Annotated in this window: 25 protein-coding genes and 1 pseudogene; 13 read left to right on the top strand and 13 right to left on the bottom strand. The window is 42.2% G+C overall.

What is annotated here, in order from left to right; genetic code table 11:
* Positions 1-126: 126 nt before the first annotated feature.
* From ACFG4S_RS18795 to ACFG4S_RS18785, 3 genes are all read right to left on the bottom strand, one after another.
* Positions 127-690, bottom strand: a complete 564-nt coding sequence (locus ACFG4S_RS18795; RefSeq protein ID WP_392530552.1) for a hypothetical protein — start codon at positions 688-690, stop codon at positions 127-129.
* Positions 691-920: 230 nt separating this feature from the next.
* Positions 921-3,449 carry a beta strand repeat-containing protein gene (locus ACFG4S_RS18790; RefSeq protein WP_392530551.1) on the bottom strand — a complete coding sequence of 843 codons (2,529 nt, stop codon included), beginning with the start codon at positions 3,447-3,449 and terminating at the stop codon, positions 921-923.
* Between the two features lie 39 nt (positions 3,450-3,488).
* Positions 3,489-3,689, bottom strand: a complete 201-nt coding sequence (locus tag ACFG4S_RS18785; RefSeq protein ID WP_392530550.1) for a hypothetical protein — start codon at positions 3,687-3,689, stop codon at positions 3,489-3,491.
* 575 nt (positions 3,690-4,264) lie between these two features.
* Here ACFG4S_RS18785 and thrC point away from each other — a divergent pair.
* Both thrC and ACFG4S_RS18775 read left to right on the top strand, forming a co-directional pair.
* A complete protein-coding gene (gene thrC, locus ACFG4S_RS18780) occupies positions 4,265-5,569 on the top strand; it encodes a threonine synthase (protein ID WP_392530549.1) in 1,305 nt (434 codons plus the stop codon).
* A gap of 84 nt (positions 5,570-5,653) precedes the next feature.
* Positions 5,654-5,929, top strand: coding sequence for a MoaD/ThiS family protein (locus ACFG4S_RS18775; RefSeq protein WP_392530548.1), 276 nt, complete (start codon positions 5,654-5,656; stop codon positions 5,927-5,929).
* 95 nt (positions 5,930-6,024) lie between these two features.
* Here the strand turns inward: ACFG4S_RS18775 and ACFG4S_RS18770 are convergent, their stop codons facing one another.
* The 4 genes from ACFG4S_RS18770 to ACFG4S_RS18755 all read right to left on the bottom strand — a co-directional run bounded on the left by ACFG4S_RS18770 (position 6,025) and on the right by ACFG4S_RS18755 (position 8,836).
* On the bottom strand, positions 6,025-6,378 hold the full coding sequence (locus ACFG4S_RS18770) for a hypothetical protein (protein WP_392530547.1): 354 nt from the start codon (positions 6,376-6,378) through the stop codon (positions 6,025-6,027).
* Positions 6,379-6,557: 179 nt separating this feature from the next.
* Positions 6,558-6,719: a hypothetical protein gene (locus ACFG4S_RS18765; RefSeq protein WP_392530546.1), complete on the bottom strand. Its 162-nt coding sequence runs from the start codon at positions 6,717-6,719 to the stop codon at positions 6,558-6,560.
* A 129-nt stretch (positions 6,720-6,848) separates the two neighbouring features.
* Positions 6,849-7,667 (bottom strand): polysaccharide deacetylase family protein, encoded by an 819-nt coding sequence (locus tag ACFG4S_RS18760; protein WP_392530545.1) that lies wholly within the window; start codon positions 7,665-7,667, stop codon positions 6,849-6,851.
* Positions 7,668-8,212: 545 nt separating this feature from the next.
* Positions 8,213-8,836: a class I SAM-dependent methyltransferase gene (locus tag ACFG4S_RS18755; protein ID WP_392530544.1), complete on the bottom strand. Its 624-nt coding sequence runs from the start codon at positions 8,834-8,836 to the stop codon at positions 8,213-8,215.
* Between the two features lie 93 nt (positions 8,837-8,929).
* On the opposite strand from ACFG4S_RS18755, the gene hemH reads away from it, so the two are divergent.
* Positions 8,930-10,096, top strand: coding sequence for a ferrochelatase (gene hemH, locus ACFG4S_RS18750; protein WP_392530543.1), 1,167 nt, complete (start codon positions 8,930-8,932; stop codon positions 10,094-10,096).
* Between the two features lie 45 nt (positions 10,097-10,141).
* Here hemH and ACFG4S_RS18745 read toward each other — a convergent pair whose 3' ends face one another.
* Positions 10,142-10,693 (bottom strand): DUF4126 domain-containing protein, encoded by a 552-nt coding sequence (locus ACFG4S_RS18745; RefSeq protein WP_392530542.1) that lies wholly within the window; start codon positions 10,691-10,693, stop codon positions 10,142-10,144.
* A gap of 209 nt (positions 10,694-10,902) precedes the next feature.
* Here ACFG4S_RS18745 and ACFG4S_RS18740 point away from each other — a divergent pair, with 209 nt between their 5' ends.
* Positions 10,903-11,697 (top strand): hypothetical protein, encoded by a 795-nt coding sequence (locus ACFG4S_RS18740; RefSeq protein ID WP_392530541.1) that lies wholly within the window; start codon positions 10,903-10,905, stop codon positions 11,695-11,697.
* A gap of 44 nt (positions 11,698-11,741) precedes the next feature.
* On the opposite strand, the gene purB is transcribed toward ACFG4S_RS18740, so the two are convergent.
* The 3 genes from purB to ACFG4S_RS18725 all read right to left on the bottom strand — a co-directional run bounded on the left by purB (position 11,742) and on the right by ACFG4S_RS18725 (position 15,154).
* Complete coding sequence (gene purB / locus ACFG4S_RS18735) at positions 11,742-13,037, bottom strand: adenylosuccinate lyase (protein ID WP_392530540.1); 1,296 nt, start codon at positions 13,035-13,037, stop codon at positions 11,742-11,744.
* Positions 13,038-13,226: 189 nt separating this feature from the next.
* Positions 13,227-13,778, bottom strand: coding sequence for a DUF421 domain-containing protein (locus ACFG4S_RS18730; RefSeq protein ID WP_392530539.1), 552 nt, complete (start codon positions 13,776-13,778; stop codon positions 13,227-13,229).
* 341 nt (positions 13,779-14,119) lie between these two features.
* The gene (locus ACFG4S_RS18725; protein WP_392530538.1) at positions 14,120-15,154 is read right to left on the bottom strand and encodes a YihY/virulence factor BrkB family protein; all 1,035 of its coding nucleotides are present in this window, start codon (positions 15,152-15,154) and stop codon (positions 14,120-14,122) included.
* 157 nt (positions 15,155-15,311) lie between these two features.
* Between ACFG4S_RS18725 and ACFG4S_RS18720 the strand changes: the two genes are divergently transcribed.
* Both ACFG4S_RS18720 and ACFG4S_RS18715 read left to right on the top strand, forming a co-directional pair.
* Positions 15,312-15,959 carry a GNAT family N-acetyltransferase gene (locus ACFG4S_RS18720; protein WP_392530537.1) on the top strand — a complete coding sequence of 216 codons (648 nt, stop codon included), beginning with the start codon at positions 15,312-15,314 and terminating at the stop codon, positions 15,957-15,959.
* 114 nt (positions 15,960-16,073) lie between these two features.
* Positions 16,074-16,442, top strand: a complete 369-nt coding sequence (locus tag ACFG4S_RS18715) for a DUF2237 family protein (RefSeq protein WP_392530536.1) — start codon at positions 16,074-16,076, stop codon at positions 16,440-16,442.
* 56 nt (positions 16,443-16,498) lie between these two features.
* Here the strand turns inward: ACFG4S_RS18715 and ACFG4S_RS18710 are convergent, their stop codons facing one another.
* Together ACFG4S_RS18710 and ACFG4S_RS18705 are read right to left on the bottom strand one after the other, a co-directional pair.
* Positions 16,499-18,541 (bottom strand): response regulator, encoded by a 2,043-nt coding sequence (locus ACFG4S_RS18710; RefSeq protein ID WP_392530535.1) that lies wholly within the window; start codon positions 18,539-18,541, stop codon positions 16,499-16,501.
* 16 nt (positions 18,542-18,557) lie between these two features.
* Positions 18,558-19,118, bottom strand: a complete 561-nt coding sequence (locus tag ACFG4S_RS18705) for a chemotaxis protein CheB (RefSeq protein ID WP_392530534.1) — start codon at positions 19,116-19,118, stop codon at positions 18,558-18,560.
* A 751-nt stretch (positions 19,119-19,869) separates the two neighbouring features.
* Here ACFG4S_RS18705 and ACFG4S_RS18700 point away from each other — a divergent pair.
* From ACFG4S_RS18700 to ACFG4S_RS18670, 7 genes and pseudogenes are all read left to right on the top strand, one after another.
* Positions 19,870-20,370, top strand: a complete 501-nt coding sequence (locus ACFG4S_RS18700; RefSeq protein WP_392530533.1) for a DUF2231 domain-containing protein — start codon at positions 19,870-19,872, stop codon at positions 20,368-20,370.
* Entirely contained in the window at positions 20,367-20,984 is a 618-nt protein-coding gene (locus ACFG4S_RS18695; RefSeq protein ID WP_392530532.1) for a DUF2231 domain-containing protein, read from the top strand. Before ACFG4S_RS18700 ends, ACFG4S_RS18695 begins: the two co-directional genes overlap by 4 nt.
* Positions 20,985-21,082: 98 nt before the next feature.
* Entirely contained in the window at positions 21,083-21,997 is a 915-nt protein-coding gene (locus ACFG4S_RS18690) for a cytochrome c oxidase subunit II (RefSeq protein WP_392530531.1), read from the top strand.
* Between the two features lie 132 nt (positions 21,998-22,129).
* Entirely contained in the window at positions 22,130-23,785 is a 1,656-nt protein-coding gene (gene ctaD, locus ACFG4S_RS18685) for a cytochrome c oxidase subunit I (protein ID WP_392530530.1), read from the top strand.
* A gap of 68 nt (positions 23,786-23,853) precedes the next feature.
* On the top strand, positions 23,854-24,033 hold the full coding sequence (locus ACFG4S_RS18680; RefSeq protein WP_392530529.1) for a hypothetical protein: 180 nt from the start codon (positions 23,854-23,856) through the stop codon (positions 24,031-24,033).
* A 64-nt stretch (positions 24,034-24,097) separates the two neighbouring features.
* Complete coding sequence (locus ACFG4S_RS18675; RefSeq protein ID WP_392530528.1) at positions 24,098-24,700, top strand: heme-copper oxidase subunit III; 603 nt, start codon at positions 24,098-24,100, stop codon at positions 24,698-24,700.
* A gap of 182 nt (positions 24,701-24,882) precedes the next feature.
* A pseudogene (locus tag ACFG4S_RS18670) lies at positions 24,883-25,743 on the top strand (Rpn family recombination-promoting nuclease/putative transposase).
* Positions 25,744-25,757: the final 14 nt, after the last annotated feature.

Raw genomic sequence — 25,757 nt, 5'->3', positions numbered from 1 at the left:
AATTATTAAATGGTATTTAACGCAATTACACAGCTAAGTTAATCCGATTTGATTTTATGAAATATGGGGTGACAATTGTCCTTTGTAATTACAAATTACCGATGACAAAGGACAAACCAATTTCAATCAACGCACTTGGGTTTGATAAGTCGCCTTGATTGTCGTCTTGGCTGGAATTGACGGAATCTGTAAACGGATGTGGGTGTAAGCAATGGCTGGTGCCGGTTTAGTTTCCACTTTGCCGTCAGGAAGAGTAACTTTAACGGTGGGATTTTCGACGAAGCTACGCCCACCATCAATGCTATAAGTAATTTTTCCATTATTAATCACATTTACTGATTTAAGTACGTAGACCGTTCCTTTGGGAATGGGTTGATTTAGCGTTAATTTTTTGACTGGGCGATCGCTCTTATTTTCCGCATTTAAGGTATATCGCAAGACATCTCCAGGTCGCACCACAACTTGACCTTTCAAAGGTTCCCATTTCTGGCTTTGCTTACCCTGCTGGTCTTGAGCCACTACTAGCTTTTCCGCTTCTAAACGCAATTGAATTTGCCCTTGAGTTTTGACATTTTGAGCGTAAGCACTTCCTGAATACCAAATATTTGCAACTCCCAGAATTTGACCGAGAAATGGGACTGTAGCAATGAGTGCGATCGCTCCTAAACCTGCAATAGAAAGGCGCTTCATATCAAGAACCTCAAAAAACTTCCAGAATGTTGATTGTTGACTTATCTTTCCCTGCTTTTGCTAAGAAAGAGTCACCCCCTCTTTGCTTTCTGTTTGGCAGGGTGGTTTCATACAAGTAGAGAAAAACTCAAACTGGGTTTCCAAGCCTCTCCCCCACGAGGGGAGAGGTTTGAAAAAAAGTAAAAAGGCTGTTCACAAAACGAGAAATCAAGACTTATGTATTTTTCTTTTTAGTTCACCTTGCGTTGGAAGGTAAATGTTCTTTGAACGCCCGGTGCAACCTGTCCAGTCACAGCATCCACATACTTAGTCACATCTGTATTTGCCGTAGTTCCAGTTTGGTCATTAGCAGAATTAGTAGCCGGATTACCACTGAAGAATTGAATAGTTGATGTCCCAGAATCCTTAGCTGAACTAACAATGTTGCTAGTATCAATTTGACTGTTGTTATCGTTGTCTTTCGCCCAGTTGTTGGGAGTTTGCGTACCATCTTCAGTAATCACAATCTTGTCAGCACTCAGAATTACATTTCCGCTTCCCACTTGAGGAGTAGAAATATTTTTGTAAGTAATTCGATACTCAATAATGTTTCCTGGGGCAGGTTTTTTGGGTGTAATACTAAATGTGCCATCAGCACTATTTGATAGTGCTGGCCCAGTTCCTTGTAAAACTCGTGACTCTTTCAGCAATTGCAAGAAGCCAGTGTATACACGGTCAATGCTGATGTTAGTGGCTGCATCATCAGGTGAACCATTATTGTTTGCATCAATGAAAGCTGTAATCGGTGTGGGGAAACCGCGTTGGATAGTTGTGACAGCTGCACCTTGAGCATTCGTATCAGTTGAGAGTGGCGTATTAGCAGGTAGGTCAACGCTTACACCATAGTTAGCTTTACCACCATTCGCTGCAACTCCATCAATTCGCACTGGATTAGTGGCACTAATTGGGTTGCCCCCGACAGTACCAACACTTGAGGTAAATACAAAGATTGTGCCATTGTACGTGTAAGTAGCTGATAAACCTTGATAGGATACCGTCACCACTGTATTCGTAGGCAAATCACCTGCTGTTGCTGGTGGTGTAGGTACAAGAGAAATATTGCTAGGAGATGTACCAGTATTCTGAACTGTGTTAGTAAAGGATACCGCAGCCGGATCGACAGTTGAGCCAGGAGCAGAATTAGGTGGAATTAGTGCCGATTTATTAGTAAAGTCATCATTGTTGTTAGTGGGTCCAACGGCATCAGGCACTCCATTTGGCCCATTCAAAACAGAGCTAGCATTAGGGACTGAAAGGGTAGTTACGTTTACATCCCCAGTCGGACTATTAGTACCAGTGTTATTATTCTGTGCGTCAGTTTGATTTGCAGGAACTACCGTACCATTAGGAACAAAGCCGGCATCTGTTGTAGTCGGAAATGTACTATTAGTGGAGTTAAAGTTATCCGGATTTTGGTCTCCTGAGTTGTCATAAATTTTGCTGGTCGGGTCTCCAGCGGTTGTACCAACGACTTGAGCGATATTATTAATGGCTACTGGGCCATTTCCAGATGCACCAGTAGTCTGAACTTGGATACTAAAACCGTTAACAGTTGTCCCAGTAGCAACTGAAGTGATAAGAGTAGGATCGTTAATAAAACCGACCCGTGTAATTAAATTCAAGGCTGGTTGGCTAGTTGTCCAGGTAGCTGCTTCAGCATTTGTACTAGTAGTAGTGGTGGTGTAAACTACTTTCCAACCAGAGGGAGCAATTGGAGTGGTTTTCAGGACTGTATTTGCCGGAATCGCATCAGAAATTAAGATCCGAGAGGTTGTCGTACCATCAACAGTGATATTTGTACCAGTCAAAGGTGCGGGGGTAATACCAGTATTAGTGACGTCGTTACTCTCAACTCGCAAGCTCAAACCATAAGTTAGCAAGTCATCAATTAAGGTACCAGAAGTGCCAGCATTATCATAGGCTGTCTTCGTTTTGAGGATAGTTGCTAAAGCCCGACTTTTCGGAGTATTTCCTACTTGAATCTGCTGGGTAGCACTGGCTTCTCTCACACCATTGACTGGCGCTCCTGCTGGGTTGTTATTATCTACAGTGAAAACGTCGCCACCATCAGCAATCCGGGGTTGGTTTTGAGCATCACCAGGAGTTTGTCCTAGTCTGACAGTGATAGTATCGCCTGATTGGGCGCCAGCTTGCACGGTGACTGGTACACGCACCAACACACTACCATTAACTGCGACTGCGGCTGTAGTTAGTCCACCAGCAGGGATATTTGTCCAGGTTGCACCACCATCAGTGCTGTATTGCAGGTTACCACTAGCAGGTGTAGCACCATTCTTATCTACAGGTAGTATCCCAGAAACTGTGGCTGGGCCTGTTGTTGTTGCTAAGTTAGGAATCTGGAATTTGGTGAGGTCGTTACCGACGTTGGTTACAGTGTAAGTGTAAACCAGTGTATCACCAGCCTTAGTACTACCACCTGGGGTAGTTTGATTTGCAATCCCAGAACCTGTAACAGTAATACCAGCAACCTCTGCCAGGATCACGGTGACAGTGTTAGATGTGGAATTGATGGGACTCCCTGGACTGTTGGGATCTTCGTAGGTCGCTGTGGCTGTGTTACTGATAGATGTACCTGCACTGGTTCCATCAGCTAATACAGGTGCGACAAATTGGAAAAAGCTACCAGTTAATAATGCTGTTGCTACTAAAGATTGATAATGGTGACGCTGCTTGTTTAGAGATTTATTTTGTTTTAGCATAGGAATAATTTGTTTGTTTGCTGGACTTGTATCCTGGCTTTATAAAGTAGGATAAAGTTCGGCAATTTTTTCAAGAATTACCGATTGATGATATTTACCCAAAACTTCCACGTTTCGGGAGTGCAGATTTGAGGAGTTAAGTTGTTCATACTCCTCGAAAAATATATTGAGGCAATACTCTGGAAATAATTCACCTGTCTTAGTTTGCGATCGCCCTTGATAATCAAGGTTGGTAGTCACAAGTATAGGGAAGTTACTGTTGCGTACTGCTGAATTTTCTATGCAAGTAGAAATGTAACTTTTGCTGCCAAAAAAATCTACCGTATAAATAATTAACTTCTCTAGCGGTGAATTGGTCTATCAAAGGTTAAAATTCAACTTTATTTTGGCAACACAAATACCAAGTTTACTAGTTGAATCCAAAATAAAAAATACTCAAATTTATATATGAACAGGCTTTTGCCTCTTTGCTGTTATATATTTACTCTACCCTGTAAACTGATTTGGATAAATTGAGTAAGCGATCTAGATTGCTAAAAAATGATGTAGATGCAAATTAGTCATAAATAAAATGCAATTTAATCATAACTTTTATCAGTATTAAAACTGAATAACTAAAGCTATTATCTTCTTTTGTAACTCAAATTTGTTAAGTATAAATACTAAATACAGTAATTTCTAGTATAAAAATTTTACAAGGATTATTACTTTCATTACCAAACATACCCGACAAAATTTGTCGGGTATGTTTGACTGGTATTTTTGCTCGTGTTACTATCAGGCGACAGTGACAGACAAACAGGGAAAGCTAGTTTATGACTCAGGCAATCACAACTCAAACGAAAACCAGCACTGCCTACTTTCAAGCCTTGAAATGTAAGGAATGTGGTGCAGAATATGAACTCAAAGCCACTAATGTTTGTGAGTTATGCTTTGGGCCTTTAGAAGTCAAGTATGATTACAACGCTTTACGTCTGTCTGTCACTCGTGAAAAAATTCAAGCCGGTCCTAATTCAATTTGGCGTTACCGTCCCTTTTTACCCGTCGCAACTGACAATGTTATAGATGTGGGAACGGGTATGACGCCGTTGGTTCGTTCACACCGTCTTGCTCGCCGTCTGGGTCTAAATAAACTTTATATTAAAAATGATGCTGTAAATATGCCCACCCTGAGCTTTAAGGATCGGGTGGTGTCAGTCGCTCTCAGCAGGGCACGAGAGCTAGGTTTTTCCACTGTTTCCTGCGCTAGCACTGGAAACTTGGCAAATTCTACAGCAGCGATCGCCGCTCATGCCGGTTTAGACTGTTGTGTGTTCATCCCCGCAGATTTAGAAGCCGGTAAAATTATTGGTAGTCTCATCTACAGTCCCACCTTAATGGCTGTCAAGGGTAACTACGATCAAGTAAATCGTCTTTGTTCGGAAGTTGCTAACACACATGGTTGGGGTTTTGTCAATATTAATTTGCGCCCTTATTACTCTGAAGGTTCCAAAACGCTAGGCTTTGAAGTTGCAGAACAATTGGGTTGGGAATTACCAGACCATATCGTTGCTCCTTTAGCTTCTGGTTCCCTCTTTACCAAAATTTACAAGGGTTTCCAAGAATTTGTCGAAGTTGGTTTAGTAGAAGGTAAAAACGTCCGTTTCAGCGGCGCTCAAGCTGAAGGTTGTTCGCCCATCGCCCAAGCATTCAAAGAAGGGCACGACTTCATTAAGCCAGTGAAACCGAATACAATTGCCAAATCAATTGCGATCGGTAACCCAGCAGACGGCATTTATGCTGTGGATATAGCTAATAAGACTGGTGGTAACATTGAATCAGTCAATGATGCAGAAATTATTGATGGCATCAAGCTGCTGGCAGAAACCGAAGGCATCTTCACAGAAACAGCGGGTGGTACAACCGTCGCCGTGCTGAAAAAATTGGTAGAAGCTGGCAAAATTGATCCAGATGAAACTACCGTGGTTTACATCACTGGCAACGGACTCAAAACCCAAGAAGCAATACAAGGCTATGTTGGCGAACCCTTGACTATTGATGCGAAACTCGATAGTTTTGAACGTGCCTTAGAGCGATCGCGTACTCTCGATCGCTTGGAATGGCAACAAGTCCTTGTTTAGTCATCGATCGTTAGTCATTTGTAATTTGCTAAACCATTGCACAATGGACAAATCCTTACTTTTCACTCTTAACTTTCTAATTCTATGGCCGTAAAAGTCTTAGTTCCTACCGCTCTTCAACAATTTACTAATAATCAAGCTAGCGTAGAATCTAGTGGCAGCACGATTGCTGAACTTGTAGATTCATTAGAACAAAGCTTTCCTGGCTTTAAATCACGATTGTGTGATGAAGAAGGAAAACTACGGCGGTTTGTGAATTTTTATCTCAATGACGAAGATATTCGCTTTTTAAAAGGGGCAGATACCCGCTTAACCGATGGCGATGAAGTCAGTATTGTCCCTGCTGTGGCTGGTGGTTAATCCAAAAAAGACTAAATAAATTGATACTCCCCGCTTTCCATAGACGGGGATTATTGACCAGTTCTTATGTTGTGGAGGAGATTTGAATTGCCTAACTATGCAGTAATTATCTGAGCAAGTCTTTGTTGCCAAGATTCATTATCATCAATAGTTAAGATAATCCGCTTATAGGATTCATCCCGCAATTCAATGGTTAGATAATTTGTCTGTCGATTCACATACCAAAATTCTTTACCCCGCTTAGTGTAATAAGTTCCAGCCTTAATCACTCCAGGAATAAAGCTACCAGGGGCACGCAATTCTCGCCAATTACTTTGGGGTTCGGCTGTCGTAATTTGTTCTATATGGGGTAGTGATATTTGCCAAAGTTTATGCAAGCGAGCAGCTAGCAGTTGCTCTTTAAACGTAAATTCTATCTGCAATTTATCATCAACTATACTTAGCTTCACGATCAATTTCGTCGTCAGTAATTTGTGATCTAGTATTACCCACAAAAGTCTGAGTATAATCAGTATTTCCTGGGATTTAAACTTGCGTAAACTATAAAATACTACTTTGATTTACTGAGAAAATACTCCTCAGGCAACAAAGTTTTCTGAAAAAAGGGGTTTAGACTAACTCCTAGCTTTTAATAAGTAGAACGAAAACGTTGTCCTAATGATGCAGGCGTCTCTAGTAAAAATCCTAAGTAGATACTACCTGTAACTGAAGCAGCAGTAAAGCTAGCCACAGCTCCAACCAGCATCATCCCCTCAACACCCAGGTTTAACACCCCCAATTTTTTAGTCACCAATTCACCTAATACTGCAAAATTAGAGGTGTAGTCGCCCGTATGCTATGCCATTACTGAGATTGTTTCGATATTCATAATTTGTGACCACAGTGCAGTAGAACTGAGTAGTGTGTGTTGAGTATTAATTTATTTTTTTGGTGATGCTGCTGTTACCAAATTTTTTTCTTGAGCTTGTATTTCCAGTAGTTCGGGTATTGTCACAAATCTATAACCTTGCACCTTTAAAGCATCGATAATTTGCGGTAAAGCTTGGACAGTCCGAGAACGATTACCGCCACCATCGTGCATCAATACAATTCCCCCTGGTTTGGCGTTTCGTAATACATTCTTAACCATTCCTGATGCCTGAGGCGAACGACGTTGAGCATCTCCGGACTCTTCTGACCACATCATCACAGCATATTTCTCATTTTTGGCGTAGTCAGCTAACCCATTATTCAAGAAACCCCCAGGAGGACGAAACAGAGTAGTTTTTACTCCTGTAGTTTTATAAATAATGTCTGCTGTACGATTAATTTCGCTAGCCACAGTAGCTGCATCCATATGACGATACCAATGATGCCATGTATGGTTACCAATTACCTGACCATCATCTGCAACTTGCTTGGCAATTTTGGGAAAATATTTCACCATTTCTCCGACCATAAAAAACGTAGCTTTGATATGATTTTTCTGTAAAATCTCTAATACCTGTGCTGTGTTTTTGGGACCGGGACCATCATCAAAAGTGAGAGCAATGACTTTCTCATTGGCTTTGAGTTGAGCTTGATAAATGATTGCTCCCTGAAATTCCTTTGGTACTTCATTCATCTGACTTGCAGCTAGGGAAAGAGCTTGTGCAGATGCAATCATCACCCTATCTTTACTTGCTTTTGTACTGTCACTTTTTGGCTGTTGAGTTCCTAACAGATAATCAAGTTTGATTGTGCCTAATAGGAGACTCATACTTAAAGTACTAACACCAGTAATCAATGTAATAATTAGGACTTTTAAACTTAAAGATAATTTCTGACTGAACACATTAAATCTCCTGAAATGGGGGTATTGGGCATTGGGCATGGAACATTCATTAATTATTCTTCAGCCCTTGGAGTAGTTTGTTAAAAAATTAAGTATTTTTTTAGAGCCAAGGGACTAAGCATAAATTTCATCATCAGATATAGCTTTGAGGTATTGGCAGTTAGGTTGCGATCGCTCTCAAGTCACAATTGTTGTATCCTATTAAAACGATCGAGTAAATGTCTAGTAGTCTGCCAACCCAAAATTGCTAGGTTTGGACTGGGAAAAGGTGACTGGGGTTGGGGGAAGGAATTAAAACCTTTTCCCTTTTCCCCTTATCCTTTACCCCGCTAAGTTTCCTTGGCGAACTACTAGTTAAAAACAAGATTTATTTGTTAGGGTTACACAATTCCTAAGGTGTGCTTTTACGCTCCTGTTGCCAACACAACACCTTCATACACTAATTCTATAGGAAAATCAAATTCTATCCTTCATTTCTTCGCTTGTATCACTTGCAAACTACCACCAGCATATAAAGTTGGCTCAACCACCTCAAAACCACTTTCTGCTAATAATCCAGCCAAATCAGTTTTTAACAATTTCCAAGCTGTTTCCGTCTCAAACAACAATAAAAACACTGATACACCAGGCCAAAATATTGGATTAGTGGGAGCATGAAAATCCACCAGCGTAAACACTCCTCCAGGCTTTAATACCCGATAAACTTCATTAATAATCTTTCGTAATTGCTGAGGCTGCATCTCATGTAGTGCAACGCTGGTATGCACCACGTCAAACAAACTATCTGCAAATGGCATTTCCTCTGCAAAAGCTTCTACATAAGAAGCTAACGGTACATTTTGCCTCGCTCTCTGCAAAGACTTCGGTGAAGCGTCTAATCCTGTTACATTTTGTGAAATTTTTACTAAAAATTCCGTCGTTTGACCACTGCCGCAACATAAATCTAAAACACGAGAATCTGAGTTAATTGTTAAGCCTTGCAAAGCAAGTTGCCGAAAACGACCTTCACCACCTACACTTAAGGCTGCAAGCCGGGAAATACCATCATATAACCACTGATAGCGGTAACTCCAATCTCTTAAAATTGTTGCCATTGCATATTTCCTTGCGATTAAGCTTTATATTTAATAAAGATATATTGTTAACATTAGTAAAAAACCTGAAAAGATTGGGGGAAAGTAACTGCTATGGGTCGTGTAGGCGTCTTATTACTCAATCTCGGTGGTCCCGATAAGCTAGAAGATGTAGGGCCGTTTTTGTACAACCTATTTTCCGATCCAGAGATCATTCGCCTACCATTTCGCTGGTTGCAAAAACCCCTAGCTTGGTTCATTGCCACGCGGCGAACCAGAACATCTCAAGAAAACTATAAACAAATCGGTGGTGGTTCTCCACTGCGGCGGATTACAGAAGCCCAAGGGGAAGCCTTAAAAAAACAGTTGGGTTATTTGGGACAAGAAGTTGATATCTATGTGGGGATGCGTTATTGGCATCCTTATACAGAAGAGGCGATCGCCCAACTTACCCAAGATAATGTAGAACATCTGGTAGTATTACCACTTTACCCCCAGTTTTCTATCAGTACGAGTGGTTCCAGTTTCCGACTTTTAGAAAAGCTTTGGCAAGAAGACCCAAAACTCCAACCAATTGATTATACCGTCATTCCTTCTTGGTACAAACAACCAGGCTACCTCCAAGCAATGTCGGAACTCATAGCCCAGGAACTGGAACAATTTCCGAATCCGGACGAGGTTCATATCTTCTTCAGCGCTCACGGTGTTCCTAAAAGCTATGTCGAAGAAGCAGGCGATCCTTACCAACAAGAAATTGAGGAATGTACTGCCCTAATTATGCAGACCCTCAATCGACCCAATGCCCACACCTTAGCTTATCAAAGTCGCGTCGGTCCAGTAGAATGGCTCCAACCCTATACTGAAGATGCCCTGAAAGAACTAGGCGCACAAGGCGTAAAAGATTTGGTTGTCGTACCAATCAGTTTTGTCTCAGAGCATATCGAGACACTGCAAGAAATTGATATTGAATATCGAGAAGTAGCCGAAGAATCAGGAATTCACAACTTCCGTCGCGTACCTGCTCCCAATACCCATCCAGTATTTATTAATGCACTAGCCGAATTAGTGATTGATGCCCTGAAAAACCCCAGTTTTAAGCTGTCGCAAGCAGCCCAAATGAAAAAAATGGTGAAAATGTATCCCCAAGAGCGTTGGGAGTGGGGTCTAACTACTAGCGCCGAAGTATGGAATGGTCGTATTGCCATGCTGGGCTTCATAGGCTTAATCATCGAGCTGATTACAGGTCACGGTCTACTACATCTGATTGGACTTTGGCAGTAAAACAGATTGGGGATTGGGTTTTTATTGGGCATTAATTCTTTTCACTCATTCCCCATTCCCCATTCCCTCGCGATACCAGTCATACCACTGCTTGGCACTACGAAGTGCAAACCAGAGCAGAATTAAAGCAATTAATCCTCCTTGCCAAGGAGCATCAAAGGCAAAAAGTACTAGGGCAATGCATAAGGTATCTTGAAGAAACACTGCCCACAACGGTAAGCCACGTAACCTATAGAACCAACCAACTTGAACTAGTTGGAGTACTAAAGCTAACAAACCTCCAATTAACGCAATGAGCCAGTTTGGTGCTGTGGTTGCGGAGGCTACAGCTAATCCCATAATTGCCCCCACGAGGGGAGACATTGATAACTGAATCACCTGTAGCAATCTTTGCCCCCAGAGCTTCTTTGAGGCTAATAATTCAATTAACGACCAACTGGTGAGGCAACCTAATAATATTGGTCCAGAAATGTGAGATAAAATAGGAACTTGCGACCACAGGTTACTACCCTCCAACAGTCCAATAATCAGCAAAGGTATGCCTATTCTCATTCCTGCTGCCGCAGAAGCAGAAAGTATGGCTAAGATTTCAATCATCAAAGCACTCGCAGCACAAATAAACAAGTAAGTATTTGTTATGTATACTACCCACTGATGATGATAATTCCAGCAGCAAACTCAGATTCTTTAGCAATCTAAAAATATTTACAGTCTATAGGAAAATCTCTATTAGATGAGAAGCTAACGGCGAGCGATCGCAGATAATATACTATTACAAAATTATTTAACTTTTTAATATGTACTCAGTGGCTTGTTCCAATAGGGATTTCCGTATTGGCTTGCTAGTACCTGCTGGTAACACAACGTTTGAACCTGACTTTATCTCTGCTTTTTCTAGTCAAATTAGCATTCATGCCCATCGCGTAATCGCTAAACGCTCCTATCCGTATGAAAGTCATGAATCAATGGATGACATCAATGAAGAGGCAGTTAAGGAAGTGGAAAAATTAGCCCGAGCCAGAGTGCATTTTGGAGCATACGGCTTCACAACGGCAACTTTTTATCGTGGGCGAGTTTTCGCGGAACAATTAGAGCAACGTTTGACGCAAGTGCTTGGTGTACCAACTGTTGTGCCTTCTCTAGCCTTATTGGAAGCATTGGCATTTCTAAAGGTAAAGAAGATTTCTGTAGTGACTCCTTATCCACAATGGAACAACGAAACGCTAAAAATGTTTTTGAATGACACGCCTTATGAAATAGTAGCGTTTAAAGGCGACGAACGCCCAAAAGAAGTTGCGAAGAAGAATTACTTTTGGCACCAATCTCCAGATGAGGCAGCTGCTTTTATTAAGGAGGCTTCCCATATAGGTGCAGATGCCGTTGTATTGCCCTGTACAGCATGGAGAACATTTGAGGTTATTGAGGAATTGGAGGCAGATTTAAATATTCCTGTAGTTACTGCAAACCAAGCCACGATATGGAGTTTGGCAAGGCGTGCTTCTATTGAATACGCACTTCGTCCGCGAGGGACACTATTTACAAAAGGGAATGGGGAATTGGGAATAGGGAAAGATTTTCTGTTTCCTCCCACACTTCTTTAACAATGCCCCATACCCCATGCCCAATGCCCAGTTACCAAAGAGTGTTAAATTCCCAATCGTTGATAAACCTCTTCTAAATGTTTCAGATGTTGTTGGGGATCGAAACACACTTCTAGTTCTGCTGGAGACAACTTCTGGGTAACGCGGGGATCTTTGCTAATCAAGTCCTGGAAATTGCCTTGTGGCTTGTTCCAAGCGGTGTGAGCGCTTTCTTGAACGATCGCATAAGCTTCTTCACGCTTCAATCCCTTTTCTATTAAGGCAAGTAGCACCTTTTGGCTGAAGACAACGCCACCGTAGCAATTGAGATTTCGTTCCATATTCTCAGGATAAACCAAGAGGTTTTTCACTAAGTCGGTGATTTCTACCAGCATAAAGTGGGTTAAAGTACAAGCATCTGGCAAAATTACCCGTTCTACAGAACTATGGGAAATATCCCGTTCATGCCACAAAGCAATGTTTTCTAAAGCTGCACCAGCGTGACTTCTCACAAGTCGCGCCATTCCCGTTAGCCGTTCGGAACGGATGGGGTTGCGCTTGTGTGGCATTGCTGAAGAGCCTTTTTGACCTTTAGCGAAGAATTCTTCAACTTCGAGAATGTCTGTTTTTTGCAGATTGCGAATTTCGACAGCAAAGCGTTCGATTGATCCCGCGACTAAAGCTAATTGCTGCACGTAGTCAGCGTGGCGATCGCGGGAAATAACTTGTGTTGATGCTGTATCGGGTTTAAGTCCGAGTTTTTGGCAAGCGATCGCTTCTACACGCGGTTCAACATTGGCATAGGTTCCCACCGCACCCGACATTTTACCGACAGCAATGGTTTGACGGAGAATAATCAGACGCTCTTGGTGTCGCAATACTTCCGCTAACCACCCAGCTAGCTTAAAACCAAAAGTTATTGGTTCGGCGTGAATACCATGCGATCGACCAGCCATCACTGTATGACGATGTTCCCGTGCTTTTTGGCGAATCGCATCAATCAAATCTTCCAGGCGTTGCAATAACAAATCCAAACTAGCAACTAATTGCAGTGCTAAAGCTGTATCGAGTACATCCGAACTGGTTAAACCCAGGTGAATATATCGTCCGGCATCACCTACATATTCATTGACATTTGTCAAGAAAGCAATCACATCGTGGCGTACTTCAGCCTCAATTTCCAGCACTCGCTTTGGATCAAAATCTGCCTTGGCCTTAATTTCTTCAACAGCTTGAGACGGAATATAACCTAATTCCGCCTGAGCCTCACAAACAGCAATTTCTACTTGCAGCCAAGTTTTTAGCTTATAGGCTTCATTCCATAGATTAGCCATTTCGGGCAGAGTATAACGCTCAATCACAGTCTGGCACAGAATACAACCGTCATATTTTACATTCTAATTAGAAGATATCTCCAAAAATTAAATATGCGTTATTCAGAACCCTTGTAGAGACGTAGTTATTCAATGTTGATTGTTGACTGTTGACTGTGAACAGTGGAATATTTTTTTATTTGTCAGTCCCTAATCCTATTTAAGTTCGCCACATGTCTAATTTATATCGCTTTTTAGCTCTACTTTTTGCTGAGCGATGGGACTAGATTTTGAGTCTGAAGTGATGATACTAATCCTGCCGTCAGCCTCCATATATGCCAACTTTACATCAGCCAAAAATTCCACACCTTGCTGACGTAACTTACTCATCAATTCCTCATCTGTAATTAACTCTCGTTGCAGATGGCGCTGAATCATCCGGCCATTTTTTATCAGTAAAAGCGGTGGCGGATTCATAAAACGTTGAAACTGTGGCAGCTTGTAACCCAACCAGTTCAGCACGTAGCTCCAAAAAATCACAGTTGCTACTAGGATTGCACCTTCGGTAATTGATGTATAATTACTTGCCATAGCATTTTGGGCAGCTTCAGCAAATAGCACAACTACAAGTAAATCTGTAATTCCTAATGTTCCGAGTTGCCGGCTAGGAAGTAAACGTAGCACTGAGAACAGCGCTAAGTAAACCAGCGATCCCCGTATAATTAATTCAATAACACTGATGCTAGGAACAAAGATTGCTTGCCAATCGATAAAAAACCATTTGTTCATTAACACTAATTTTCTCTCTTTATAGTATTTAAATCTGAATGCAAAATTATGACAGTAAAATCTCTACTGTCATATTATAGGTAGCGATCGCAGCTTATTTGATGAGAATAAATGCAGGAGGCAGAAAGCCCTCATGTAGAGACGCGATTTATCGCGTCTAAAAAACTGCGACGTTAGAGAGACGCGATAAATCGCCGTCAAGACAGATAATCTACTTGTCAAGTATTCCTTGACAGACTAGTATTTCCGACTTGTGTGTACACCGTAGGTCTTTATGGGAGAGGTTTAGTCTAATCAATTAGATAGCAGTTAGCGGCAGATAAATCTTCAACCTTAAGCAATTAAAAGTCATAATATTTTCTTGGAGATTTCAAACGCTTGGGTTGCCGAAAACGCCGGATTAGGCGATTCATTGGATGAGAAAATGGCTGTTTATTGTTGCTGTTTTGCTTTTTTTGCTCCGAACCATTGCCGTTCTGCCCTTGATGACTGGGAGTTTTATTATTGAGAGGTATGGCATTTTTAGTAGGGGTTATACCGCTTCCATGTCTTCTCGAATAAACTTGGGTAAACTCGGCACCAAAGAAAAGAATCTGCGCGGCATAGTTAACCCAGGCTAAGATTACCACCAATGAACCAGCAGCGCCATAGGCTGAACCAAAACTGCCATTACCTAAATACTGTCCTAATAAAAACCTGCCGATGGAAAATAAAAATGAGGTGAGAATAGCTCCAATTAAAACATCACTCCAAGCAATTTTGACATCTGGTAAGACTTTAAAAATTAGTCCGAACAGAAACGTAGTGATGGCAAAAGAAAGAATAAAATTAATAATTGGCCAGACAAAATCAATACCTGGTATTAAATTACTAAAATAAGTTGATAATGCGGCTAACGCGGTACTAATTACCAGAGATACTAAAAGTAAAAAGCCAATCCCTAAGACCATTGCAAATGACAAAAAACGTAGGCGAATCATATTATTGATGCCGCGTCCGGGTTTTGCTTTCACTTCCCAAATCGTGTTTAGGGAATCTTGTAACTCAGTAAATAAACCAGTAGCACCCAATAGCAAAACGACAATACTAATAATCGAAGCCATCGCACCTGTTTGTGGTTTGTTAGCATTTGTAATGGCGGTTTGGATAAATTCCGCGCCACCTTTGCCGACTAAACCTTGGATTTGTCCAACGATTTGACCCCTTGCCGCTTCCTCGCCAAAGACTGCACCAGCGATCGCAATTACAATAATTAACAAGGGTGCAATCGAAAAAATCGTGTAATAAGCTAACGCCGCCGCTAACCGAGAGGCTTTATCCTCACTCCATTCTTTAAAAGTCTCTTGGAAAAGTTGCAAAATTGCTTGCCAATTCATTGGGTCAGTCTCCTTCTAGGGGATGTTGCTTACTCCCTGATATATTGGATACTGATTGATTGACTCTTCACATCCTCCCAAGGGAGTTTGTGTAGCGTTCTTGAGGAAGAATTTAGAATTTTTTCATGACAAGGCGATGGCGGAGAAATAATAAATTATGCAAAATCGAACTTGGCAGCCACCCGAAGTTCTTCAACTTAAGGGTGAATTTGTAACACTTAGTCCACTGATTCCAGAAAGAGATATAGATGCTTTATATGTAGCTTCACACGGCAGCTTTGAAAAAGAATCAGTATGGAATTATCTATTTTATGGGCCATTTGACACTCCTTCTGTAATGAAAGAATGGATGGAAACAAACCTAACAGGTAAATCCGATCCTCTTACTTGGACAGTTTTTGACAACTCAAGAAATATTCAGGTTGGCATTGTAGCATTAATGGCGATCGCTCCAGATCATGGTCGGGCTGAAATCGGTCATGTATGGTTTACTCCCGCAGTCCACAAAAGTAAAGTCAATACAGAATCACAGTTTTTACTACTTCAACATCTTTTCGATCGCCATTCATATCGTCGAGTTGAATGGAAATGTGATTCCCTGAACCATCCAAGTCGAACTACGGCTGCAAGGATGGGATTTATTTATGAAGGTCGTTTCCGACAACATATGTTTGTTCGGGGAAAAAACAGAGATACCGATTGGTTTGCAATGACAGACAAAGAATGGCCGCGCTGTAAAAGTAATTTTGAAAAATGGCTTTATTCCCACGAAAAAATTTCATTAATGGAACTAAATAACAATTAGTCTCAGAACGCAATTTATTTTTTAATATAAAGTGAAATAGGAGTGAGAATTCAGAAGACTCTCCCTATTAAGAGATATAGCAATTCGGAATCATTAGTGAGAAAATATTGAAATATGAATTCATCAAACGTAATCGGTGGAAACCTAGAAGCTTGTTGCACTTCTCCCATAACTGGATTTTACCGCGACGGCTTTTGTCGGACAGGTGGTCAGGATTTTGGGTCACACGTTATATGTGCTGAAATAACATCAGAATTCCTAGAGTTTACTAAATCACGCGGCAATGACCTGAGTACCCCTGTCCCTGAATCTAATTTTCCTGGATTGAAACCTGGCGATCGCTGGTGTTTGTGTGCCTCTCGCTGGCAAGAAGCTCTTGATGCTGGTGTTGCTCCACCAGTAATCCTCTCAGCAACTCATCCTAGAGCTTTAGAAGTGGTTTCTCTAGACGATCTCAAAAAACATGCTCTAACTTCTTCTTGATTTGTCATTGGCCATTTGTCATTTTCACCACCGCCCTATCATATCCAATGCCCAATTCAACTAACTGAAACTTCCAGCGGTAATTTTAATATACTGGCAACGGCACCAATTAATTTATTGGGGTCGATTGGTTTAGATAAATGCTGCTGAAATCCTGCGGAAAGGGCTTCTAAGCGGTCTTCTTCTCGCGTGTATGCTGTTAGAGCGATCGCCGGAATGCATCCACCTTTTTCTGGTTCTAAAGAGCGGAGTTTCCGAATCAGGGTATAACCATCTTGCTCTGACATACCGATGTCGCTAATCACGATATCTGGTTTTGCTTGTTCCAGTACTGCTAAGGCTTCATCTACCGATCCCACCGCAGTGGTAAACGCCCCATAGTCCTCAAACATAAAACTGAGAAAGTTACGGGTATCTGCTTCATCATCTACAACTAAAATCCTTAATCCAGTAAGGGGAGTAGAGGCAATAGGGCAGGAAATTTCTGCTAGTTCTCTATTCCCCTTATTAGCCCTATTGTCTTGTAGCAGTGGTAGCCTCACAGTAAAGGTTGCCCCCTTTTCTGTGCCTGGACTTTCAGCAAAGATTGCACCTTTGTGCAGTTCCACTAAATGACGGACGATCGCTAATCCTAGTCCTAATCCATTGTGCGATCGCGTTGTTGTGCTATCTGCTTGCCGGAAACGCTCAAATACTTTGGGTAAAAACTCTTTACTAATGCCAATACCTGTATCAATAACTTGAATTTGGGCGTATTTGTTAGTTGTTTGTTGTTCTTGAACGGTGATTATTGACAGATTGACTTCTACCCTACCACCTTTAGGCGTAAACTTAATGGCATTAGTTAGTAGGTTCCAAACAATTTGCTGTAAACGAGCTGGATCGCCATAAACTGAGCCTACGGAATTATCTAGGACAGTATTTAATTGAATATCTTTTGGTTCTGCCAGAGGACGCACTGCCTCTAGGGCTGTCTCCATCACCGCAATCAGATTTACAGCACATACATTTAACCGCAACTGACCGCGAATAATCCGTGATACATCCAAAATATCCTCAATTAGTTGCATTTGAGACATCGCGTTGCGCTCAATGGCCTCCAGGGCGCGGGAAGTGGCTTTTTCGTCAAGTTTCTTGGTGCGGAGAATTTTTGACCAGCCCAACATTGAGGTTAGGGGTGTGCGGAGTTCGTGAGAGAGAACAGCAAGAAACTCATCTTTCATGCGATTTGCGGCTTCTGCTTCCTGTCTTGCTGTCTGTTCTCGAATCACTTGAGCGCGGACTTCTTCTGCTTGCTTGCGTTCTGTAATATCTTCGAGGGTGCCTACATAGCCAAGTAATTCCCCTTGACCAGAAAGCATCGGTGATGAGCGAACCTGAACCCAGCGCACAATACCATGAGTTGTTTGAAAGCGAAACTCTTCGGAGTAGTCGCGGCCTTCATTAATGTAGACAGACCAACTAGTAACTGCTCGTTCTTGGTCTTCAGGATGAACTGATTCTACCCATTTCTTTTCTATACTCTCTGCCGCTTTCAAACCACAAATTGCCTGATAACGTGGATTGGTGTACCTACAAGCGCCTTCTGTATCAATTTCAAAAATGCCAACTGGTGAGCAAGTACTGAGCGATCGCAATCTCTCTTCACTTTGCCTGAGTTCGGCGTTCACAGCTACTAATTGTGCTGCTTGTCGCTTGACAGCTTCTGTTTTCTTAAATAGCTCTACAAATACTGTGACTTTAGAAGTCAAGATATTCGGATCTAGTGGTTTGAGCAAATAATCAACTGCACCTAAGGCATAACCTTTAAATAGCATTTGGTCGCTGGTGCTAAAGGCAGTGAGAAAGATAATTGGGGTGTGACGCGATCGCCCCCGATTGCGAATCAAGGTAGCAGTTTCAAAGCCATCCATCCCTGGCATTTGCACATCTAGCAAAATAACTGCAAAATCCTGATGCAGCAGACACCTCAAAGCTTCTTCTCCAGAGGTGGCTCTTACCAGATTCTCACCCAATTTTTCTAGGATTGCCTCTAGTGCTAGTAAATTTTCCAGCTTATCATCTACCAGGAGAATGTTTACTTTGGGTTCCATCTGCATCGGTTAATTTCCGTAATTATTGACAAAGCTTGACCAACTGGGAAGCGATGTCTGAGAGGTTTAAAATCCAGTCTACTGCAACAGCAGAAATTGCTGCCTCTGGCATAATATAGCTCTCTGCTGTGCCGGGTTCCTGTACAATAGTTAATCCTCCCCGCGCTTTTATTTTTTTTAAGCCTTCCATACCATCGTGATTGGCTCCTGTCAATATTATACCAATGACTTGCTCGGCATAAATATCTGCTGCCGACTCAAATAAGACATCGATTGATGGTCGAGCATAGGAAACAGGCTCATCAGTCGAGAGAGCAAAGTGACCTGGTTCTAGAAGCAAGTGATAATCTGCTGGAGCTAGGTAGATATGTCCTGGTAGTATTTCATCTTTGTCTTCCACTTCTCGAATCGGTAACGAAATCGATTCTTGTAATAATTGCTGGAGTGTGTTGTTCGACTCTTTGTGACGGTGTTGCACGATCGCGATCGGCACTAGAAAATTCGCCGGTAACCTTTCCAGAATGATTTTCAGTGCTGATAATCCACCTAATGAAGTACCAATTACCACAATTTTAAATGACATAGAGCAAAAGAGTGCTGAGTGCTGTTAGCGGTAGCGGGGCGTTTAGCCCGTGCTGAGTTAGAAGTTAGGAGTTTTGTTTATCTCTTTGTCCCCTTGTCGCCTTGTCTCCCTTGTCCCCCTTGTCTCCCTTGTCTCCCTTGTCTCCCTTGTCTCCCTTGTCTCCCTTGTCTCCCTTGTCCCCCTTGTCTCCCTTGTCCCCATACCCAAATTCCGATTTCTGTTATTTACATTACAATCAAATAATTCCTAAATGTCGAATGTTTGACATCAAAATGTTCTGTTTTGACTTAATACTATTTTAATATTGCCAAAATCGATACATTCTCAAAATGTTCATTTGCTAAATAACTAACTGTTAAAAGTTTAACTTTTATTGCTTTGACAATTCATAAAAATTTACTTAAGCTAAAGGATAGGTTAAGCAAATCAACAAACCACAGCGATTTTGTTTATCTACATTAAGAATTGCTGTTCCAGGCTATTGGCATGAGGAAAAAAATCAAAATCAAAATTATTCACTGTAAGCAAGTTCACCATATTTAGCTAAAAAAAGCTAAGAGATGATTAAGCATATTGCACCGCGTAAATATTAAATCAGTGAATACTAACAGTTATCAATTTTTTAAAGGGAGATTGATAACTTTTGAACAGATTTCGGTCATTTATCGATGGATACTTGTGGTGATGTTAGTGAGTATTCACCAATTTTTGAAACTCGAACTAAATGCGGTAAATATGTCTAGGAGATACAATGTTTGAGTATTTTACATCTTTGAATGACCACAATTTGCCTTATCCAGATACGATTCATCCCATCGTTGTCCACTTCGTAATTGCGATGGTATTGTTTTCCTTTTTCTGTGATGTAGTTGGCTATTTTACGGGGAAAACTCGTCTTTTTGAGGTGAGTTGGTGGAATATGTTTGTCGCCACCATCGCCATCTTCGTCGCCATCATTTTTGGTCAGTTTGAAGCGGGTTTAGCACAGCCTTATAGCGAAGCTAAATCAGTGCTGAGTTTGCATACGTTGATTGGTTGGTCACTTTCAGGAATCATCGCGGCGACTACAGCTTGGCGCTATGTCATTCGTGCCCGCAACCCGCAAAAAGTGCCGATTTATTATTTGGGAGCCGGACTAATTTTGACCCTAATAGTTGGCTTGCAAGTATATCTTGGAGATGAACTTGTTTGGGTATATGGATTGCATACAGTGCCAGTTGTAGAAGCAGTAAAGGATGGTTTGTTGCCATGAATTCAGAACTAATTGACCAATTGAACGTACAACTAGGCGCAAACGGATTACCTTACACCATTCCGATTCATCCCAATTTAGTCCATCTGACACTGGGTTTATTCATCATTGGCATGACCTTTGATATCGTTGGTGTTTTGTTTCCCTTCCAAAAATGGGTCTTTAAATTCTTGGCCATTACTGTGGAACGTAACAACTTCTTTGAAGTTGGCTGGTACAACATGTTAGCCTCCAGCATCATTACATTTTTCACAGTGGCAGCAGGCTTTTACGAAATGCTGTTGGCAACACCACCAGCTGATATGAAAAGTGCCTGGGGATTGGAGGCAATGGAAACGATGCTCTGGCATGGTGTTGGTGGTGTTTTCTTATTAGCTGTGATTGTTGTTCTCACCATCTGGAGAGGATGGCAGCGCTTCGTTTGGAGCAAACAAGAATATAAACAGACAGATAGAGAAGTGCAATGGAGTTATCTGTTCGCAGGGGTAGCAGTCATGTTGATTATGTACATCCACGGCACACTAGGGGCGCAAATGGCCGCCGAGTTTGGCATACACAATACAGCAGATAGATTACTGCGACTAGGCCAAGACCTGAATACAACACTCAAATAAGTCTTTCAGACGCGATGAATCGCGTCTCCACATGAATACTTTTAGGCTTACAAGCTATTGCTCAATGCCTAATGCCCAATACTTAATGACCCTCGATCATGAAAATCCAGAAGATTTTAAATATTTTGACGCTGCTTACAGGCGCGATCGCGGTGACTGCTACTAGTCTCTGGATCGGCAAGCAGGCTTACTTTTGGCTTCCTCCACAAGCAGCGGCCGAATCCCAACTAATTGATGATTTGATTAGTTTCTTGGTAACCCTTGGTAGCTTTATCTTTTTGGGAGTAACGAGTACTTTAATGTATTCGGTGGTCTTCCATCGGGCGGTTAAAGATGATTTTAGCGATGGCCCCGCCATTGAAGGTAATATCACCTTAGAAGTTGTCTGGACAGCAATCCCAATTCTGTTAGTGTTTTGGATTGCGGGTTACAGCTACCAAGTCTACGAAAAAATGGGAATTCAAGGCCCAGCCGAACTAGTTCACCTGCATAATCCTTTGGGAATGGAATCGGCTTATGCAGCACCGAATGACGCTTTGGTTGAACCCGTCGAGAAAATTGACGTACTAGCCAAACAATGGGCGTGGGTATTCCATTACCCGGAGACAGATGTCACTAGTACCGAACTGCATTTACCGAGCGATCGCCGAGTCCGTTTAGCCTTACACTCAGAAGACGTTCTCCACGGCTTTTACATTCCTGCGTTCCGCCTCAAGCAGGACATTATTCCCAACCACAATATTGATTTTGAATTTACTCCCATCCGCCCCGGCCAATACCGATTGACCGATTCCCAATACAGCGGCACGTATTTTGCAACGATGCAGGCTGATGTGGTTGTTGAATCTCCTGAAGATTATCACCAATGGCTGTCTCAAGCTGCAACCCAAAAGCCATCAGCAGCCAAAAACCAAGCTGCTTCTGAATATGCCCAAACATCCCATCAATCAGTTCAAACTGGTTGGGCTACAGTTGCACCCGCTGCGCCTCCTCTAGTCAATTCTCCTGGGTGAACTCTCACATGCAAATAGCGGGATTAAGGACGCTTTATTTTTCGGGTTTAGCCTCTCAAAACAATTCTTTACCCATAACTAAAGTTTTCCCCATTCCCCATTCCCCATTCCCCTTTCCCCTTTTTCTAAACAATGACAAATATCCCTATTGACGGCATTAGTATCCCCAGTTCTCACCACGAACCCACCGGAAACTGGAAGACATACTTCAGCTTTAGCACCGATCATAAAGTTATTGGTATCCAGTATCTCGTTACCTCCTTTTTGTTCTTTCTCATCGGCGGTATATTTGCGATGGTGATTCGGGGAGAACTGATTACACCCGACTCAGATCTAGTCGATCGCACTGTCTACAATGGTATGTTTACCATGCACGGCACGGTGATGCTGTTTTTGTGGACATTTCCCTCACTGGTTGGTTTTGCTAACTATCTAGTCCCCCTAATGATTGGGGCGCGAGATATGGCATTTCCCCGCCTTAACGCCGTTGCCTTTTGGATGGTGCCAGTAGTGGGAATTCTGCTAATGAGCAGTTTCTTTATTCCTGGTGGCCCAGCCCAAGCCGGCTGGTGGGCTTACCCTCCGGTGAGTCTTCAAAACCCCACAGGTAACTTAATTAATGGTCAAGTTCTCTGGCTGCTAGCAGTGGCAATATCTGGCGTATCCTCAATTATGGGGGCAGTTAACTTTGTCACCACCATCGTGAAGATGCGCGCGCCAGGAATGGGCTTCTTTAGAATGCCTTTGTTTGTTTGGGCAGTATTTAGCGCCCAAATTATCCAACTCTTCGGACTACCTGCATTGACAGCAGGTGCCGTGATGCTGCTACTCGATCTCACAGTTGGCACCGCGTTTTTCGATCCTGCTAGGGGTGGAAATCCAGTGATGTTCCAACATTACTTCTGGTTCTACTCCCACCCTGCGGTTTACGTGATTATTTTGCCCATCTTCGGCATCTTCTCGGAAATATTCCCTGTTTATTCACGTAAACCCTTATTTGGTTACAAAGTAGTTGCCGTTTCATCGATCTTGATTGCTGTAGTTAGCGGTATTGTTTGGGTACACCACATGTATGTTAGTGGTACCCCTGGCTGGATGCGGTTGATTTTCATGCTGACAACAATGTTTGTGTCAGTCCCCACAGGTATTAAAGTGTTTGCTTGGGTGGCAACCATCTGGGGCGGTAAGCTGCGGCTGAATACCCCGATGTTATTCGCTTTAGGCGGATTGATCATGTTTGTTTTCGCCGGCATCACAGGCATCATGCTTTCCTCAGTGCCAGTTGATGTCCACGTTAACAATACCTACTTTGTGGTGGGACACTTCCATTATGTCCTTTACGGCACAGTGACAATGGGCTTGTATGCTGCCATCTATCACTGGTTCCCCAAAATGACCGGGCGGATGTACTCTGAAAACTGGGGTAAAATCCACTTTTGGTTAACTTTCATCGGTACTAACCTCAACTTTTTGCCCATGCATCCCTTAGGATTGCAAGGGATGGTACGCCGCGTTGCTTCCTACGCCCCAGAGTATCAATTCTGGAATGTCATTGCTAGTCTTGGCGGATTTCTCTTAGGAATGTCCACCTTGCCCTTCATTTTCAACATGGTGATTTCTTGGATGCAAGGCGAAAAAGCACCCGCCAACCCTTGGCGCGCCATTGGATTAGAGTGGTTAGTTTCTTCACCACCCCCAGTAGAAAACTTTGAAGAAACTCCCATCATCATCTCTGAACCCTACGGCTACGGCAAATCTGAACCGTTAACAGCCAACCTCCCAGAATAACTCAGAGTATCCTACCGTGTACACACAAATCTTTTAAAGTTACTGCGTAACGTACAGTAAGTTAATTTTTGCAAGCCGATACATCAAAGGTGCAAGCTGATGCATTAAAGGTGCAAGCCGATGCATCAAAGGTGCAAGCCAATGCAACAAAGGTGCAAGCCGATGCATCAAAGGTGCAAGCTGATGCATCAAAGGTGCGAGTTGATGCAACAAAGATTCAGCTTAAAAGACTTGTGTGTACACCATAGCGCAACGCGCTGCTTCTCTTTTGGATTTTAAATTTACCCCTCAAGCTAAAAGCAAATTCCACTAATGGATAGTTATATCAATTCAGATGAATTGCAGCACACAAGCGCAGAACATAGCCATGACGAAGAAGGCAACAAAATGTTTGGCTTCATTGTCTTCCTACTGTCTGAAAGCGTCATTTTCTTGAGTTTTTTCGCCGGATATGCAATCTACAAAACAACAACTCCTAACTGGCTACCTGCTGGTGTTTCTGGACTAGAAATTAAAGAACCGGCAATCAATACAGTCATTCTTGTCGCCAGTAGTTTTGTGATTTACTTAGCAGAACGCGCCCTGCAACGCCACAACTTGATGGGATTTCGCCTGTATCTTTTGGCAACAATGGCGATGGGAAGCTACTTTTTGGTTGGACAGGCGATCGAATGGAATGGCCTCGCCTTTGGCTTCACCTCAGGCGTATTTGGAAGTACATTTTATCTGCTGACAGGCTTCCACGGTTTGCACGTTTTCACCGGCATTCTATTGCAGTCAATAATTTTAGTACGTTCTTTCCTTCCTGGCAACTACGACACAGGCCACTTCGGCGTTAATGCCACCTCACTGTTTTGGCATTTCGTCGATGTCATTTGGATTATTTTGTTTATCCTAATCTATGTTTGGCAGTAAACAAATGAGTTTGTAGTAAGGACTTTAGTCCTTGTTGAAAGCACTGAAGTGTTTACTACGTACAAGCAAAGTTGAGTTGACGGACTACGATCTGTTAACTCTACTTTGCTGAGTAAATAAGCTTGGATTCTAGACGAAAAGTTAGCCTGTATTATGGTCTTGTTTTCAACTAGAATTGTTGTATGGCGAAGCCGGCAGATGTCAGCACCAAAAAATTAATTAGCCTCGCACCCGACAACTGGGTAAAATGGGTGACGGATATTCCTGATGTAAGAGCGATCGCAATCGTCAACTCAGAATTTCAATGGATAAGTAGAGAAAGTGATGTTTTAATCCGCGTCGCAAGTCCTCAAGAAGGAGAATTTCTTGTTCTCAACGAATTACAATTACGCTATTAACCACAAATGCCACGCCGAATACGTGCATATACTGGACTTGCAGAAGAAAAATATAATTTACCGATATATCCGGTATTAATCAATATTCTCAAATTAAGTAACACAGAAATACCATCAACATACAGATCGAGTATCGGAGGGTTGGAAGCACGTCAAGACTATCGCGTGATTAACCTCTGGGAAGTTGATGTGAATATCGCCTTTCAACAACCATTACCTTCATTACTGCCGTTTGTACCAATACTGAAAGGTGGTGAAAACGAATCGACAATTCGAGAAGCATTAAAAATTTTGCGTGCTGATGAACAATTAAATCAACTGGAAACAGTTTTAGCTTTTTTTGCTACTTTTGTACTAGACAGCAAGTTAGTTCAGGAAATCATGAGGTGGGATATGGCTGTGTTACAGGAATCACCTTGGTATCAAGAAATTTTACGCGAGGGCGAGAAACGCGGTGAGGAACGCGGTGAGGAACGCGGATTGCAAGCTGGTATTGAATTGGCGTTGGAGATTAAATTTGGCACTCCTGGTTTAGAACTAATGCCGATTATCTCGCAAATTCATGATTTACAGCGATTAAAAGCGATTCAACAGGCTATCAAAACTTCAAATACTGTTGAGGAATTACGACAAGTTTTAGAGTAAATAAAAATCCGGGT

The organism is Nostoc sp. C117 (assembly GCF_043099735.1).
Classification (GTDB): Bacteria; Cyanobacteriota; Cyanobacteriia; order Cyanobacteriales; family Nostocaceae; genus Nostoc.
Note: the sequence above shows the minus strand (reverse complement) of the source record. Positions and strands in the feature narration are given on the sequence as shown.

Bases quoted from the DNA above. Each gene is read 5' to 3' on its own strand.
- ACFG4S_RS18705 (WP_392530534.1), bottom strand. From the start codon at position 19,118: ATGTCATTTAAAATTGTGGTAATTGGTACTTCATTAGGTGGATTATCA.
- ACFG4S_RS18675 (WP_392530528.1), top strand. From the start codon at position 24,098: ATGGATAGTTATATCAATTCAGATGAATTGCAGCACACAAGCGCAGAA.
- hemH (WP_392530543.1), top strand. From the start codon at position 8,930: ATGGGTCGTGTAGGCGTCTTATTACTCAATCTCGGTGGTCCCGATAAG.
- ctaD (WP_392530530.1), top strand. From the start codon at position 22,130: ATGACAAATATCCCTATTGACGGCATTAGTATCCCCAGTTCTCACCAC.
- ACFG4S_RS18720 (WP_392530537.1), top strand. From the start codon at position 15,312: ATGCAAAATCGAACTTGGCAGCCACCCGAAGTTCTTCAACTTAAGGGT.
- ACFG4S_RS18760 (WP_392530545.1), bottom strand. From the start codon at position 7,667: ATGAGTCTCCTATTAGGCACAATCAAACTTGATTATCTGTTAGGAACT.
- ACFG4S_RS18695 (WP_392530532.1), top strand. From the start codon at position 20,367: ATGAATTCAGAACTAATTGACCAATTGAACGTACAACTAGGCGCAAAC.
- ACFG4S_RS18715 (WP_392530536.1), top strand. From the start codon at position 16,074: ATGAATTCATCAAACGTAATCGGTGGAAACCTAGAAGCTTGTTGCACT.
- ACFG4S_RS18745 (WP_392530542.1), bottom strand. From the start codon at position 10,693: ATGATTGAAATCTTAGCCATACTTTCTGCTTCTGCGGCAGCAGGAATG.
- ACFG4S_RS18710 (WP_392530535.1), bottom strand. From the start codon at position 18,541: ATGCAGATGGAACCCAAAGTAAACATTCTCCTGGTAGATGATAAGCTG.
- ACFG4S_RS18755 (WP_392530544.1), bottom strand. From the start codon at position 8,836: ATGGCAACAATTTTAAGAGATTGGAGTTACCGCTATCAGTGGTTATAT.
- ACFG4S_RS18730 (WP_392530539.1), bottom strand. From the start codon at position 13,778: ATGAACAAATGGTTTTTTATCGATTGGCAAGCAATCTTTGTTCCTAGC.
- ACFG4S_RS18700 (WP_392530533.1), top strand. From the start codon at position 19,870: ATGTTTGAGTATTTTACATCTTTGAATGACCACAATTTGCCTTATCCA.
- ACFG4S_RS18775 (WP_392530548.1), top strand. From the start codon at position 5,654: ATGGCCGTAAAAGTCTTAGTTCCTACCGCTCTTCAACAATTTACTAAT.
- ACFG4S_RS18725 (WP_392530538.1), bottom strand. From the start codon at position 15,154: ATGAATTGGCAAGCAATTTTGCAACTTTTCCAAGAGACTTTTAAAGAA.
- thrC (WP_392530549.1), top strand. From the start codon at position 4,265: ATGACTCAGGCAATCACAACTCAAACGAAAACCAGCACTGCCTACTTT.
- ACFG4S_RS18690 (WP_392530531.1), top strand. From the start codon at position 21,083: ATGAAAATCCAGAAGATTTTAAATATTTTGACGCTGCTTACAGGCGCG.
- ACFG4S_RS18790 (WP_392530551.1), bottom strand. From the start codon at position 3,449: ATGCTAAAACAAAATAAATCTCTAAACAAGCAGCGTCACCATTATCAA.
- ACFG4S_RS18795 (WP_392530552.1), bottom strand. From the start codon at position 690: ATGAAGCGCCTTTCTATTGCAGGTTTAGGAGCGATCGCACTCATTGCT.